13 protein-coding genes are annotated in these 14,303 nt (G+C 72.5%); 4 read left to right on the plus strand and 9 right to left on the minus strand.

Annotated features, from left to right (window positions below):
- Positions 1–136 precede the first annotated feature (136 nt).
- The 6 genes from IFT36_RS01805 to IFT36_RS01830 form a co-directional block, all read right to left on the minus strand.
- A complete protein-coding gene (locus IFT36_RS01805; protein ID WP_192122702.1) occupies positions 137–1,306 on the minus strand; it encodes a glycosyl hydrolase family 8 in 1,170 nt (389 codons plus the stop codon).
- A gap of 132 nt (positions 1,307–1,438) precedes the next feature.
- Positions 1,439–2,305 carry a DUF4397 domain-containing protein gene (locus IFT36_RS01810; protein WP_056048509.1) on the minus strand — a complete coding sequence of 289 codons (867 nt, stop codon included), beginning with the start codon at positions 2,303–2,305 and terminating at the stop codon, positions 1,439–1,441.
- Positions 2,306–2,403: 98 nt separating this feature from the next.
- Positions 2,404–4,410: an ArnT family glycosyltransferase gene (locus tag IFT36_RS01815; protein ID WP_200412287.1), complete on the minus strand. Its 2,007-nt coding sequence runs from the start codon at positions 4,408–4,410 to the stop codon at positions 2,404–2,406.
- Positions 4,407–5,897 (minus strand): glycosyltransferase, encoded by a 1,491-nt coding sequence (locus IFT36_RS01820; protein WP_233568480.1) that lies wholly within the window; start codon positions 5,895–5,897, stop codon positions 4,407–4,409. Before IFT36_RS01820 ends, IFT36_RS01815 begins: the two co-directional genes overlap by 4 nt.
- Before the next feature lie 15 nt (positions 5,898–5,912).
- The gene (locus IFT36_RS01825; protein WP_200412288.1) at positions 5,913–6,524 is read right to left on the minus strand and encodes a GtrA family protein; all 612 of its coding nucleotides are present in this window, start codon (positions 6,522–6,524) and stop codon (positions 5,913–5,915) included.
- An 85-nt stretch (positions 6,525–6,609) separates the two neighbouring features.
- Positions 6,610–8,049 (minus strand): glycosyltransferase, encoded by a 1,440-nt coding sequence (locus IFT36_RS01830; RefSeq protein ID WP_200412289.1) that lies wholly within the window; start codon positions 8,047–8,049, stop codon positions 6,610–6,612.
- Between the two features lie 183 nt (positions 8,050–8,232).
- Between IFT36_RS01830 and IFT36_RS01835 the strand changes: the two genes are divergently transcribed.
- Together IFT36_RS01835 and IFT36_RS01840 are read left to right on the plus strand one after the other, a co-directional pair.
- Positions 8,233–9,237, plus strand: coding sequence for an aldo/keto reductase family protein (locus IFT36_RS01835; protein WP_056048517.1), 1,005 nt, complete (start codon positions 8,233–8,235; stop codon positions 9,235–9,237).
- 171 nt (positions 9,238–9,408) lie between these two features.
- Positions 9,409–9,960, plus strand: coding sequence for a YceI family protein (locus IFT36_RS01840; protein WP_054144994.1), 552 nt, complete (start codon positions 9,409–9,411; stop codon positions 9,958–9,960).
- 54 nt (positions 9,961–10,014) lie between these two features.
- Here the strand turns inward: IFT36_RS01840 and yidC are convergent, their stop codons facing one another.
- On the minus strand, positions 10,015–10,758 hold the full coding sequence (gene yidC / locus IFT36_RS01845; protein WP_200412290.1) for a membrane protein insertase YidC: 744 nt from the start codon (positions 10,756–10,758) through the stop codon (positions 10,015–10,017).
- A gap of 78 nt (positions 10,759–10,836) precedes the next feature.
- Positions 10,837–11,133 carry a DUF6412 domain-containing protein gene (locus IFT36_RS01850; protein WP_056048521.1) on the minus strand — a complete coding sequence of 99 codons (297 nt, stop codon included), beginning with the start codon at positions 11,131–11,133 and terminating at the stop codon, positions 10,837–10,839.
- A gap of 111 nt (positions 11,134–11,244) precedes the next feature.
- Here IFT36_RS01850 and IFT36_RS01855 point away from each other — a divergent pair, with 111 nt between their 5' ends.
- Together IFT36_RS01855 and IFT36_RS01860 are read left to right on the plus strand one after the other, a co-directional pair.
- A complete protein-coding gene (locus IFT36_RS01855) occupies positions 11,245–11,802 on the plus strand; it encodes a TIGR03086 family metal-binding protein (RefSeq protein WP_056048524.1) in 558 nt (185 codons plus the stop codon).
- An 86-nt stretch (positions 11,803–11,888) separates the two neighbouring features.
- The gene (locus IFT36_RS01860) at positions 11,889–13,583 is read left to right on the plus strand and encodes a long-chain-fatty-acid--CoA ligase (RefSeq protein ID WP_200412291.1); all 1,695 of its coding nucleotides are present in this window, start codon (positions 11,889–11,891) and stop codon (positions 13,581–13,583) included.
- A gap of 54 nt (positions 13,584–13,637) precedes the next feature.
- Here IFT36_RS01860 and lepB read toward each other — a convergent pair whose 3' ends face one another.
- A complete protein-coding gene (gene lepB, locus IFT36_RS01865; protein WP_307784997.1) occupies positions 13,638–14,279 on the minus strand; it encodes a signal peptidase I in 642 nt (213 codons plus the stop codon).
- Positions 14,280–14,303: the final 24 nt, after the last annotated feature.

Raw genomic sequence — 14,303 nt, forward strand, 5'->3', positions numbered from 1 at the left:
GTGGCGACGGAGCCGGGTGCGTCCGCGTCGGTCCGGGCGGCGACGGCGGCCACCGTCACGCCACCGGCCACGAGGACGACGGCGGCGACCGCGGCGAGGACCGCCGCGCGGTGACCGGCGACGAACGTCGAGAGGCTCATCCGTTCACCACCAGGGGGGTGCAGGCGCCGAGGCTCGAACCCTCGAGTTGCAGGGCGGCGAGCGCCGCCCAGGCGCTGCCGTAGTAGGTCGGCGTCGACTGTGACAGCGAGTCGGCGGTCCGCAGGTCGGCCGTCGCCCGGTCGTGCTGGCCGTCGCTGGCCTCGGCGGCGGCACGGGCGGCGTAGGCGAGGGGGCTCTGGTCCGAACCGACCGACTGCCCGCCGAGGTCGAGCTGCATGGGCAGCTCGTCGTAGCGCTGCAGCACGGAGGCCATCGACGCCGAGAGCTCCACGTCCTCGGGCTGGCACGACTCGGCGTAGCGCAGGGCGAGCCGACCGGCGTCGTAGCTGTACTGCACGGTGCCCGACGACCCGTCGGCGCTCGGCAGCGGGACCGTCGTGCCGTCCTGCTGCACCTGGGCCCAGTCGCTCGGGAGGGCCGTCGAGGCGAGGATGTTCGTTGTCACGGCTCGCGAGCCGGTCTCGAGCTCGGCCCATCGGGGGTCGCCGCTGGCCTCGCCGAGCTGCGCGAAGGTCGCGGGCGACGCGTACGAGGGGTTGTACGACCACGGGCCGGAGCCCATCGCCCACGGTCCGGGCAAGAGGATGCGGCCGACGTCGGTCGAGACCGTCATCTCGTCGAGCACGTCGGTGCCGAGGTCGACGCCCTCGGTCGTGAGGTCGGAGCGGTCGAAGGTCGAGCCGGCGAGCACGAGGGCCCGAGCCGCGTCGACGTCGGCGTCGCTGGCCGGCATGTCGTCGACGACCTCGCCGTCCTTCCACTGCCAGGCCAGCAGGCCGTCCGGGCGCACCAGGTTGCTCTTCGTCCAGTCCCAGATCGCATCGAAACGGTCCTCGTCGCCCACTCCGACGGCGATGAGCATCCCGTAGGCCTGCCCTTCGCTGACGGTGTCGTCGCCCTGGTCGCGACGCACGACGCGGCCGTCGTCGTCGACGTACCCGTCGAGGAAGTCCTTGCCGATCTCGGCGGCCGTCCGTGGCTGAGGAGTGGCCGTACCCGTCCCGGGGGTGCCGGTCGCGTTCGCGCCCGCCTGGTCCGTCGACGGGCCGCCGGCCCCTCCGACGACGAGGGAGGCGATGCCGGCGGTGATGGCGAGGGCCACCACGACGGCCGCTGCGAGCAGCGCCTTCGTCTTCTTCGTCATGTCGTTCTCTTCTCCTGCTCGGTGCTGCGGTCGGTCGACCCGGTCGACGCACGGGACGCGATCGGGGCCGGGGAGGCGCGGTGCGACGGGTCGCTCACCGCGCCTCCTCGTCCTGTCGGGTGGTGCCGGGCGTCAGGCCCCGAACCAGCCGAGCACGGTGGCCCAGAGGCCCTTGGTCTCGCTCTTCTGCGGGTGCTCGGCGAGGTAGCCGCCACCGGTCTGGACGCCACCGACGGGCGCCTGCGCCGTGGCCGCGCTGTCGACGACCGGGACGACGGTCAGACCGCCGGTCGAGTTGTCGAGCACGAACAGCGTGTTGATGCTGCCCGCCGCGAGGTCGACGTCGCTCGTGCCGGTCACCTTCTTGCCGGTCAGGTCGAGGGTCCAGGGGCCGGCCGCGACCTGCGCGTAGCCGCTGGCGCTGCCGAAGGGCGCGTCCTCGGCGATGGTGGTGCCCGTGCTCGTCGCGACCGTCACGGTCTTGCTGACGTTCGCGGCCTGCACGAGGCGGACCTTGGCCTGGCCGTCGGCCGGGGCCGTCAGGTCGTCCGTGAAGACCTGGGTCTTCAGGTCGTCGTTCGGGCCGTAGGCGACGGCGGTGATCGGCTGGCCGCTGTCGACCGTGATGTTCGACGTGATGACCGGCTTGGCACTGGTGGGTGCGTCCGCGGCCGTCATCGAGACCACGTAGGTGCCCGCCGCCAGCGCCTGGTAGGGGCTGACCTGGCCGTAGGTGACGTCGTCGAGGTCCATGACGACCTGCCCGCCCTTGAGCGAGGTCAGCGTCACGTCGACGGCCTTCGTGTCGGGCGAGAGGTGGCCGACGCGGACCCAGCCGTCCCCGTCGGCGGCGTGCGCGGGCGACGTGCCCACGAGGGCGCCGGCGAGGGCGACCCCGGTGGCGGCGGTGAGGGCGAGCACCGTCGCGAGACGGCGGCGTCGGGACGGGACGCCGGTGACGGCGGCGGGTGCGGTGGTGGTGCGTGAGAGGGAAGCCACGATGGCTGGTCCTTTCCGGTCGGGTGTCCCACCCGGGACGGGTGGGACGCGGTGAGGAGGTGCCGGCGCCCGCGGGAGGACGGACGCCGGCGTGGCGATCAGTTCGAGAGGACGCCCGTCGGTGCGACGGCCGAGAAGGTGACGCGCAGTCCGTCGCCCGAGGGGACGACCGACTCGGGGACGTAGACGCTGCCCAGGCCCTCGAGCGTGGTCCGCACCTCGTCGACCGACTGACCACCCTGCGGGGTGACGTCGAACTGCCGGAACAGGGCGTCCTGTTCGCCCGGCAGGGCCGCGGGGTCGGCGACCGAGATCGGCCCGAGGGCGGCGAGCTGACCGAGCACGATGATCGCGCGCGGGTCGAGGCGGCCGTCCGAGAGCGCCGTCGACAGGGTCGACGAGATCTGCAGGTTCGGGTTCTGGGCGAGTTCGGCACCGGCCTGCGAACGGGCCGACGCGGCGTCGTCCGCCTCGGTCTGCGCCTGCGCGGCCCCCTGGCTGTCGATCTGCCGGACGTTGACCTGCTGGTCGCCGTCGCCGAACGAGGCGATCACGGTCGAGTTCGCGAGGGCCTCGCGGATCTCGGGCGAGGTCGGCCCCGAGGTGCGGACCGACTCGGTCTCGAAGAGGTAGTCCGAGTCGCGCCAGCCGTTCGGCGACTGCGCCTGGACGGCACCGTCGGTGTCGATCTTGTAGAACCAGATCACGTTGTCGCGGGCGAAGCCGGCCTTGACGAGGTCGACCCAGACCGCGTCGTCGACCAGCAGGCGGCTGTCCTTCGGCACGTTCGTCTCGACCCAGCTCTCGGCGTTGCGCATGGGCGCGTCGAGGTCGCTGTCCAGGAAGCCGCGCAACTGCACGGCCCAGAGCGGGACGATCGCCACGACGGCCGCGAGGGTCAGGGCGAGCCAGGCCACCGAACCGGTGCGGGACGCCGCGGTCGAGAGCGCGCCGGCCCGACGGGCACGGAAAGCCCGGACCGCGTGGTCGGTGACGGCCGCGACGAGCAGCGCCGCGAACGGCAGCAGCATGATCACGTAGGGCACCGGCAGGTAGCCGCCGGGACGGAACATGAAGGCGATCAGGAACACCATCATCACGCCGAGCGGGCGCAGCCTCTTGACGAAGACCGCGACGACCGAGGCCAGCGTGCCGAGCACGATGAGCACCTGGTCGAGCTGCCACCACTGCGACACGGTCGCGAAGAAGAGGCTGCCGGTGTCGAACACCGAGCCGCTCGCCTCACGGGTCGCGAGCTGGAACTGGATGCCCTCGAGCAGGCTCACCCTGCCGGCACCGGGCAGCAGCTCGCCCTTCACCGCGGCGAGCGCGACGTAGCCGAGGCCGACGAGCACGAGCAGGCTGCCCGCGATCGACAACGTGTACCGACGGGTCGACTTGTCGGCCCCGCGCCACATGATCCAGGCCAGGAAGGGCAGCGCCAGCAGGTACGTCTCCTTCGAGAGCACCGCGATGCCGAACGAGAGGGACGCCGCCGCGAAGCCGGCGAGCTGGTAGCGCTTGCTCAGGGCGAAGACGAACGCGGCCAGCAGCCACGGGGTGGCGACGTTGTCGAGGTAGACCGTGCGGTGGAACTGCAGGGCCAGCGGCGACACGGCGAACACGAGACCGGCCACGGCGGCCGCGGGACGGCTGAGGCCGAGCTTGCGGCCGAGCAGCCAGACGAGGGCCACCGAGACGACCGTGAAGAACAGCATCGCCTCGCGAGCGGCGAGCACGGCGACGTCGTATCGCGAGAAGGCGCCGGTCAGGGCCGTGTAGGCCGAGATCTGCAGCCAACCGACCGGCGGGTGGTCGTACCAGTAGGTGTAGTGGGTGATCTCGCCGAGGTTCTGGATGGCCCAGGCCTGGGCGGCGTAGGTGCCCTCGTCGTCGATGCGTTGCGGCGAGCCGTCCATGTTGAAGGCCATGACGACCGCGGCGATGGCGAGGACGGGCAGCAGCCAGGCGAGGCTCGCGCCGTGTCGACGCAACCACGACGCGGGCCGGGCGCCCCTCGGGTCCTTCGTGGGGACCACGGGGGTTCCCGGTCCGTTCGACACCGTGGTGCCGGCCGCGCGGGGGCGGTTCAGCGTGCTGGTCATCGGTCACCTCCGGTCATGGCCAGGGCGGGCTCCGTCGAGGAGGCGCGGGGCGCCTCCTGCGGTTCGGTCGCGACCTCGTCGCGGTGCGCGCCGGTGTGCTCGGTCTTCTCCCAGGCGTTGAGGCCGCGCAGCTGGCGGAAGACCGCCCGGACCGCGGCGAGCGCGAGGAAGATCTGGTACGGCAGCAGTCCCCAGACGAGGCGGAAGTAGTCCCGGGCCCGGACCTTCTGGCCGTAGACCCGCCCGAACTCGCGCAGGCCGGTGAACTCGACGGCCAACAGCACGAGCGTCGGCGCCAGGGGCACGAACGACACGAGTGCGATGGCGGTCGGCACCTTCGTGGTCAGGATCAGGACGATCGAGACGGGGATGAGCAGACCGGTGGCGGCCTGGATGAACGGCATGGTCAGCAGGTAGCGGGCCATGAGGCGCTGGCGCAGGCGGGGCAGCTTCTTCCACTCGCCCTTGCCGTAGACCTGCATGAAGCCCTGGTTCCAGCGGGTGCGCTGCTTGAGCAGCGAGACGAAGGTGCCGGGGGTCTCCTCGCGGGTGACGACCTCGGGGCTGTAGGCCACGACGACCTTGGCCCCGGCGCTCGAGAGGCGGACGCCGAGCTCGCAGTCCTCGGCGAGGCACTCGGCGTCCCAGCCCTCGGACCAGTCGAGCCAGTCCTTGCGCACGAAGACGGTGTTGCCGCCGAGCGGGATGAACTTCTCCTTGGCATGGAAGTGCAGGCGCGACCGGAACCAGAAGTAGTACTCGAGCACGTTCCGCAGGCTCCACCAGCTGCTCTGGAAGTTCATCAGCTGGACGCCGCCCTGCACCACGTCGGCGTCGGTCTCGGTGAACCGGGAGTCGACGAGCGTCAGGAGGCGGGGGTGCACCTCGTCCTCGGCGTCGAACACGCCGACGATCTCACCGCGCGACGACTGGAGGGCCAGGTTCAGCGCCTTGGGCTTGTTCTTCGGCACGCTCGAGTCGACCACCACGCGGATCAGCTCGGGGTGACGGGCGGCCGCCTCACGGGCGACCCGCTCGGTGCCGGGGTCGTCGTGGCCGACGATCGCGATGATCTCGAAGTCGGGGTGGTCCTGCTGGGCGAGGCGGTCGAGGGTCTGGCCCATGACCTCCTCCTCGTGCCGGCCGGGCACGAGCAGGGTGAACGAGTGGGCGGCGTCGAGGGGGTTCTCGCTGAACTGGCTGTCGTCGAGGTTGTCCTTCGACCGCCAGGCGTGCAGCATCCACCAGAGGGTCGACACGGCGACCGCGGTCAGCAGGATCGTCACGACGATCAGCGACGAGTAGCCGATCCACTCGAGGGGCGACCAGTCGGGCAGCTGGAAGCCGATCATCGAGTCGGCGGCACCGGTCGAGCCACGGTTCGGGACGAACTGCGACGGGTCGGCGGGGGCTTGCGGGGTGAGCAACGGGGCGGGTTCGCCCGCTGCGAGATGTGATGTCGGGATCTGGGTCGGGTCAGTCGACACAGGATCACTCTCCAGTCAGGGGGTCGGGTGCAGGTGGGCCTGCGAGGTGGTCTTCGGGATGGGGTCGTCGGTCGGCCGGGGGCCGATGACGGTGGCGAGCGCGGCCGACGGGTCGGGGGTGTCGGCCGTGGTGGTGACCGCGGGCGAGCCGCGGAAGACGAGGTGGCGGTAGGCCAGGTAGCGGAAGGCGGTCCCGAGGACGAGACCGACCCCGTTGGCCGCGACGTTGTCGGCGAGCTGGCTCGTGAAGCCCAGCAGGTAGTGCGAGACGAAGAGGCAGGCCGAGGCGATCAACAGGCCGCCCACGTTGACGAGGCCGAAGGTGACGGCCTCACGGACGACGGCCTGGTTGCGTCCTTCCCGGAAGGTCAGGTACCGGTTGCCGAGCCAGGCGACGGCCGTCGCGACGATCACCGAGACGACCTTGGCCCCGATGGGCTTGTCGTCGAGCAGGGTGGCGCGCAGCAGGTTGTACACGCCGACGTCGACGACGAAGGCGATCCCGCCCACGGCGCCGAACGTCGCGAGCTCCTTCACCCGTGCGACGAGGCGCAGGGGTGGCGTCGGGTTCGTCGTGGCGGCACGGTCGGGACGTGCCCCCTGGACGGGGGACTCTGGTTCGGGCATGACACCGGTTCGGGGGACGTCGCCGGATCGGTTTGGTCGGGGTACGCAGATCTGGGCCAACTGCCAGACAGGCGACATCTGCCGGTCATCCGACGGCGGATTCGTCGAGCCCGACGGGTCGCCCGGCGAGGACCGGGGCGCTCGTCGAGGGGCCGACGACCCGCGGGCGGACGATCGCGAGTTCCGCCGCGACCGCCGTGACGACCGCGCAGAGGGTGACCAGCCGGTCCGGCACCGAACCGACGACGACCAGGAGGCGCTCCCGGCTCGTCGCACGCCGCCCCTGTTCCGCAGCCGCCTCCGTCGTGGCCCCGACGTCCAGGAGCTGCGAGAGCATCCAGGGCAGCACCGGGAGCGCCGCGAGCGCGACGACGAGGACGGGTGCACCGACCAGGACCGTCGAGGCGACCGTCGTGGCCGTGAGGACCGTCACGGCGGCGTCGACCAGCGGCTCGGTGAGGACGCCGAGGGCGCGGCGCCGCGCGCCCGGCCGGAGCCGACGCCAGTCGCCCTGCCCCAGCACCTGCAGGCAGCCGCGGACCCACGTCGCCCGGGCGCGGGCCAGGTCGCGGAGCCCACCCGGCGACCGCTCGACCGTGGTCGCCTCGGCCGAGGTCGCGATGACGATCCGGGCACCGGCCGCCGTCATGCGCACGCCGAGGGCCAGGCCCGCCTCGACGCGGGAGGCGTCCCAGCCCCCCGCCCAGGCGAGCCACGCGTGACGCACGAAGAGCGTGCTGTCCGACAGCGGCACGAAGCCGGCGCGACCGTGGGAGCGGACCACCGACCGGGACCACCACCAGCGGTCGACGGTCGACCGGGGCGTCCACCAGGGGGTCGCCGCGAGCGCCGGGCGACTGGCGTGCTGGACCGCGTCGGCGTCCGTGCGGGTCAGCACCGAGTCGACCAGGGCGAAGAGGCGGGGGTGCGGCCGGTCGCCCGCGGAGAAGACGCCGACGATGCCGTCACCGTCGGGGGCGAGTTCGTCCGCGAGGGAGGAGGCGGCCACGGGCGTCCGCCCGGCGAGCGGGCCGGTCCTGACGATCCGGACCCGCTCCGGGTGACGCCGGACGGCGGAGGCGGCGACGTCGAGGGTCAGGGCGTCGTCCGCGTCGACGGCCACGAGGACGCGCACGTCGGGGTGCCGCTGCCGGGCCAGCAGGTCGAGCGTCACGGCCAGGCCGGCCGGCCCGTGCGCGGGCACCAGGGCCGTGAACGCGTGCGCCGGGGGCAGCACCGGGCCGTCGAGGTCGCCGTGGCCGAGCTCCTCCTGCTCGCGGACGAGGTAGAGCCTGCGCACGATGCGACCGATGGTGACGGTCAGGACCAGCGCGACGAGCACGGCCAGCAGCACCGTGCCGGCCCACTGCAGGCTCGACCAGTCCGCCCACGGCAGGGCGGCCGAGACGTCCTCCCCCGGGACGGAGGGCAGGCCGCCCCGGTTCGGCACGAACGGTGTCGGCGTCGCGGGCAGCGTCGGCGTCAGGACGGGGCCGGGCGCCGCGAAGGCGGGTGCGGAGGTCACGGTGGTGATCCAGTCGGGTCGGGGCAGTGGGAGCCTCGGACGTCCGGTCCCGCAGGGGACCGCGACGTCCGACGGATCGTGTCCCCCAGCCGGGGGACATGATCTGATGAATCGTCACTGTACGCCTCCTCAGCCGACCGCACGGGCCTTCGCCGCGTCCCCTGCGACGCGTAGCGTGGGGTCATGGAATTCAGACACCTCGGCGACAGCGGACTCAAGATCTCGGAGATCACCTACGGCAACTGGCTGACGCACGCGTCCCAGGTCGAGAACGACGTGGCGACGCAGTGCGTCCGTGCGGCCCTCGACGCCGGCATCTCGACCTTCGACACCGCCGACGCCTACGCGAACACCGCGGCCGAGCAGGTCCTCGGCGACGCCCTCAAGGGTGAGCGTCGCGAGGGACTCGAGATCTTCACGAAGGTCTACTGGCCCACCGGCCCCCGCGGGCACAACGACGTCGGCCTCAGCCGCAAGCACGTGCTCGAGTCGATCGACGGGTCGCTCCGCCGCCTCGGCACGGACTACGTCGACCTCTACCAGGCCCACCGCTACGACCACGAGACCCCGCTCGAAGAGACCATGCAGGCGTTCGCCGACGTGGTCCGCGCCGGCAAGGCGCTCTACATCGGCGTCAGCGAGTGGACCGCCGAGCAGATCCGGGCGGGCCACGAGCTCGCCGTGAAGCACGGCGTGCAGCTGATCTCGAACCAGCCCCAGTACTCGATGCTCTGGCGCGTCATCGAGTCCGACGTCGTGCCGGCGAGCAAGCAGCACGGCCTCGGCCAGATCGTCTGGTCGCCCGTCGCCCAGGGCGTCCTGACCGGCAAGTACAAGCCCGGAGCCGAGCTGCCCGCGGGCAGCCGCGCGACGGACGACAAGGGAGGCGCGGACACGATCAAGCGCTTCCTCACCGACGAGGTGCTCACCGGCGTCGCGAAGCTCGAGCCGATCGCCGCCGACCTCGGCCTCTCGATGGCCCAACTGGCCATCGCGTGGGTGCTGCAGAACGACAACGTGGCCTCCGCGATCATCGGGGCCTCGCGCCCCGAGCAGGTGGCCGACAACGTCAAGGCGGCGGGCGTCACGGTGCCCGCCGACGTCATGGCCCGCATCGACGAGGCGCTCGGCGACCTCGCCGAGAAGGACCCCGGCAAGACGGTCTCCCCCGAGCGCCGCCCGGCCTGACGCCCGTCCGGCCCGACGCCCGTCCGGCCCGACCCGGCCGGTCCGCAGGACATCCCCTCGACATCGTCCGGACACCCCGGGAATGTTGTCCCGCTGGATGCGCTTGCATATACTCGTACCAGCTTCGATGACACGTCATCGACCTCGACCTCACAGATTCAGGAGAACACCATGACCATCACCGCAGAGAAGATCCCCGCCGGCACCTGGAACCTCGACCCCACCCACAGCGAGGTCTCGTTCAGCGTCCGCCACCTGGCCATCAGCAAGGTCAAGGGCTCGTTCGAGTCCTTCGACGCCTCGCTGGTCACGGCCGAGGACCACACCGCCTCGAAGGTCACCGCCTCGATCGACGTGGCCTCGGTCAACACCAACCAGAAGGACCGCGACGGCCACCTGCAGACCGGCGACTTCTTCCTCGCCGAGGAGCACCCCAAGATGACCTTCGTGTCGACCAGCATCGAGGAGAAGGGCGACGACGCGTTCCTCGTGCACGGCGACCTCACCCTCCGCGGCGTCACCAAGCCCGTCACCCTGAAGAGCGAGTTCGGCGGCCTCGTCGTCGACGGCTACGGCCAGACCAAGCTCGGCTTCTCGGCGACCACCAAGATCGACCGCACCGAGTTCGGCGTCACCTGGAACGCGGCCCTCGAGGCCGGCGGCTTCACGCTGGGCAACGACGTCACCGTCACGCTCGAGATCCAGTTCACGCTCGCCGCGTAGGCACCGGCACCACGAAGGGCCCGCTCTCGCTCGGCGAGGGCGGGCCCTTCCGCGTCATCCCGCGAGGACGCGCCGCAGCACGGCGCGCTCCCCCAGCGTCCAGGCCGCGCTCGTCACGAGGTAGAGAGCGGCCGCGAGCGGGGCGAACGCCGCGAACAGCACGCTGACGAACGGCAGCCAGCGCACCAGGCCCGCCATGCCCGGGAGCGCCTCCTGCCCCGGCCCGGCCGTCGGGACGGTGACCGTGCCGGTGAAGCGGAGCGTGGCGCGCCGGCTCGTCTCGACCACGACGGCGAGCAGCGCGAGCAGCACCAGGTACGGCCAGACCGCCGGGAGCCCCACCGCGAGAGAGGCGAACAGGTTGGCGCCGAGGGCGGCCCCGCCGAGGGTGTGCGTCAACAGGGCGTTGGCGTGCCCGGCGATCTCGGAGTGCGCGAACAGCGAGTAGACCGCCGTGAGCACGGGTGCCTGCGCGAGCGTCGGCAGGCAGCCGGCCAGCGGGGACGCCTTCTCGGACGCGTACAGCGCCATCAGCGCCTTGCTGCGGGCCGCGGGGTCGGTGATCCGGCGGTTCAGGTCGGCGATCGCGGGGGCCAGGCGGCGACGGGCGACCTCGGCGCGCACCTGCGAGACGCCCACGGGCACGAGCACGAGCCGGACGAGCAGGGTGAGCAGCACGACGCCGAGGGCGGCGGCGGACGACCCGGCCACCGGTTCGACGAGCACGCCGAGGGTGGTGACGAGCGACTGCAGACCGCCGAGGACGACGGCGATCGGGGGGAAGGTGGACAGGTCCATGCGGACTCCTCGGTCAGAGAGACGGTGGGTGTCTTCTGGCCGCCGAGGGGCGTCGGGTCGACGCGGGCACGGGTGCGCTCAGGCGGCCGGGACGGCCCGCCCGGGAGCCCGGGACCGCACGTGCCCGCGGGCGTCCGGGTCGCGTCGCCAGACGAGGAGGCGCGTGCCGGCTTCTTCACGGAGCGTCACCTCGGGCACCGCCCCGGCCAGCCCGCAGAGCGTGAGCACGACCCGGGCCACGCCGAGCGCGGCCACCGCGGTGGCCGCACCGAGCAGGCCGACGAGCACGACCGCGGACAGCGGCGCTCCGCCGGACGAGAGCACGGCCTCGACGAACGCCGCGAGGGGCGCCAGCATCGAGAGGCCGAGGGTCATGCCGACGACCCTAGCCGACGGTCCTACCATCGGGGCAGTGCCCTCGGGAACACCGTGCCGTCCCACGCGGTTGACGCCGAGAGCCACCGCCCCGCCCCGAGAGGACTCCCGATGACCGTCGACTGGATCACCCTGCAGAAGACCGCCCACGACGAGTTCGCCCGTCGCGTCGAGGCCGTGGCCGACTGGGACGCCCCGACGCCGGACACCGAGTGGAAGGTCCGCGACCTCGTGCGTCACGTCACGCGCGAGCAGCAGTGGGTGCCGCTGCTGCTCGAGGGCGGCGACCCCTCCGAGGCGGAGAACTCCATCGAGCCGCTCGGCGACGACCTCGTCGAGGCCTGGCACCGGTGGTCCGGTGCCGCCACCGCCGCCTGGAGCGCGGCCGACCCCCACGCCGAGGTGCGCTTGAGCGCCGACGTCGTGCCCGTCCACGAGTACCTCGCCGAGCAGGTCGCCGACGTGACGATCCACACCTGGGACCTCGCCCGCGCCGTGGGGACCGACGAAGAGCTCGACGACGCGCTCGTCGAGGCCGTCTGGGGCGTGTTCGCGCCGCAGAAGGACGCCCTCGAGGCCTCGGGCCTGTTCGCGTCCCCCGTCCCGGTCGACGACGACGCGCCGCTGCGCATCCGCCTGCTCGCCCTCACCGGGCGCGACGCCCGCTGAGCCGTCCGCCCACCCGGGTGGGCGTCCTCGGCGACGCGACCCGCGCCTCCCGGGGGTTCATCACCCGGCCCTGCCAAGGTGGGGGCATGACCGCCCCGATCGATCGCCCGTGGCTGCACAGCTACGCCCCCGACGTCCCCGCCGACATCGAGCCCGTGACGGGCAGCCTCGTCGACCTCATCGACGACGCCGTGTCGACGTACCGGCAGAAGCCGGCCCTCGAGTTCTTCGGACGCGAGACGAGCTACCGCGACCTGGGCGACCAGGTCGCCCGCGCGGCCGAGGGCCTCAGGAGGCTCGGCGTGGGTCGCGGCGACCGGGTCGCCCTGATCCTGCCGAACAGCCCGCAGCACGTGGTGGCGTTCTACGCGGTGCTGCGCCTGGGCGCGGTCGTGGTCGAGCACAACCCGCTCTACACCGACCGTGAGCTGCGCCACCTCTTCGAGGACCACGGCGCCACGATCGCCATCGCCTGGGACAAGTTGGTCGACCGACTGCGCTCCCTGCCCGCCGACATCGGCTTCTCGACCGTGGTCTCGGTCGACGTGACGAAGGGCATGCCCCTCGGCACGCGCCTCGCCCTCAAGCTGCCGGTGCCCGCCGCGAAGAAGAGCCGCGCGGCCCTCACCGACGGAGCCGAGGGCGACGTCACCTGGCAAGGGCTGCTCGCGAACCGTCCGCTGCGCAAGAAGCACCCCCGACCCGACGTCGACGACATCGCCCTGCTGCAGTACACCAGCGGCACCACGGGCTCGCCCAAGGGCGCGATCCTCACCCACCGCAACCTCCGCAGCAACGCCGCGCAGGGTCGCGCCTGGGTGCCGGGACTCGTCGACGGCGACGAGACGGTCTACGGCGTGCTGCCGTTCTTCCACGCCTACGGCCTCACGCTCTGCCTGACGTTCGCGATGAGCATCGGGGCGCGCCTCGTCCTCTTCCCCAAGTTCGACGTCGACCTCGTGCTGAAGGCCGCGAAGAAGCACCCGCCGACCTTCCTGCCGGCCGTGCCGCCGATCTACCAGCGCCTCGCCGACGCGGCCCGCGAGCGCGGCGTCGACCTGTCGTCGGCACGGTTCGCGATCTCGGGCGCGATGAACCTGCCGACCGCCGTCGTCCAGGCCTGGGAGGGCGTCACGGGCGGCATGCTGGTCGAGGGGTTCGGACTGACCGAGACCTCGCCCGTCGCCCTCGGCAACCCGATCGGTCCGACCCGTCGCGTCGGCACCGTGGGCGTGCCGTTCCCGTCGACCGAGGCCCTGGTCGTCGACCGCGACGACCCCGATCCGAGCCGCCCGGTCGTCGCCGGGGCCGCCGGAGAACTGCTGCTGCGGGGCCCGCAGGTGTTCCGCGGCTACTGGAACCGACCCGACGAGACCGCCGAGGCCTTCCTCGAGGGCGGCTGGTTCCGCACCGGCGACATCGTCACGATGAGCACCGACGGGTACGTCACGATCGTCGACCGCATCAAGGAGCTCATCGTCACGGGTGGCTTCAACGTCGCCCCCTCCGAGGTCGAGGAGGCGGTCCGCAACGCCCCCGGCGTGGCCGAGGTGGCCGTGGTCGGCCTGCCCCGGTCGGGCGGCGGCGAGGACGTGGTGGCGGCCGTCGTGCTCGAGCCGGGTGCCGAGTTCGACGCCGAGGCCATCCGCGACGCCTCACGCGGCCAGCTGGCGGCCTACAAGGTGCCGCGGCGGGTCGTCCGGCTCGACGAGTTGCCCAAGTCGCTGATCGGCAAGGTGCTGCGGCGCGAGGTGCGCGACCGGCTCATCGCCGCGGGCTGACCCTCCGGGCGGGTCCTGCCGACGGGGCCCCGTCGGCGTGTCCGGTCGGCGCGGTCAGAGACCTTGCCACCGGTCGATCGGCCAGCTGACCACGAACGCCCGCCCGATCACGTCGTCGACGGGCACGAAGCCCGCGTAGGGCCCGGTCTGGTGGGCGCGGGAGTCCGCCGACCGGTCGCGGTTGTCGCCGAGCACCCAGAGCGCCCCCTCGGGCACGGTCACGTCGAAGTCGGTCGCCGAGGCGCGGGGTCCGCCGTCGGCGAGCGTGAGGTACGGCTCGTCGAGGGCCAGGCCGTTGACGAGCACGTGGCCGTCCGCGTCGCAGCAGCTGACGTGGTCGCCCGGCAGGCCGATGACGCGCTTGACGAGGTCCTGACCGGCGTCGTCGCCGTAGCCGAGCCACCCGCCCGGGTCCTCGAAGACGACGATGTCGCCGCGGTGCAACGGCAGGAGTCCGGGTGCCAGCTCGTTGACGATGATCCGGTCGCCGATCATCAGCGTCCGTTCCATCGATCCCGACGGGATGGAGAAGCTGCGCACGAGGAAGGTCCGCACGCCCCAGGACAGCAACAGCCCCACCAGGACGATCGCGAGCAACTCGAGCAGCCACCGGCCCGTGGGGTTCCGGCGGACCCCGGAGGCGCGGGTCCCCTCGCCCTCGTCGGTCGCGTCCGCGAGGGGGCTACTGTCGGTCACCGGCTCATCCTGTCAGCGCGTGCC

The organism is Frigoribacterium sp. CFBP 13605 (assembly GCF_014839405.1).
Lineage (GTDB): Bacteria > Actinomycetota > Actinomycetes > Actinomycetales > Microbacteriaceae > Frigoribacterium.

Coding starts and splice junctions, on each gene's coding strand:
- IFT36_RS01805 (WP_192122702.1), bottom strand. CDS start 1,306: ATGACGAAGAAGACGAAGGCGCTGCTCGCAGCGGCCGTCGTGGTGGCC.
- IFT36_RS01815 (WP_200412287.1), bottom strand. CDS start 4,410: ATGACCAGCACGCTGAACCGCCCCCGCGCGGCCGGCACCACGGTGTCG.
- IFT36_RS01825 (WP_200412288.1), bottom strand. CDS start 6,524: ATGCCCGAACCAGAGTCCCCCGTCCAGGGGGCACGTCCCGACCGTGCC.
- IFT36_RS01835 (WP_056048517.1), top strand. CDS start 8,233: ATGGAATTCAGACACCTCGGCGACAGCGGACTCAAGATCTCGGAGATC.
- IFT36_RS01840 (WP_054144994.1), top strand. CDS start 9,409: ATGACCATCACCGCAGAGAAGATCCCCGCCGGCACCTGGAACCTCGAC.
- yidC (WP_200412290.1), bottom strand. CDS start 10,758: ATGGACCTGTCCACCTTCCCCCCGATCGCCGTCGTCCTCGGCGGTCTG.
- IFT36_RS01850 (WP_056048521.1), bottom strand. CDS start 11,133: ATGACCCTCGGCCTCTCGATGCTGGCGCCCCTCGCGGCGTTCGTCGAG.
- IFT36_RS01855 (WP_056048524.1), top strand. CDS start 11,245: ATGACCGTCGACTGGATCACCCTGCAGAAGACCGCCCACGACGAGTTC.
- IFT36_RS01860 (WP_200412291.1), top strand. CDS start 11,889: ATGACCGCCCCGATCGATCGCCCGTGGCTGCACAGCTACGCCCCCGAC.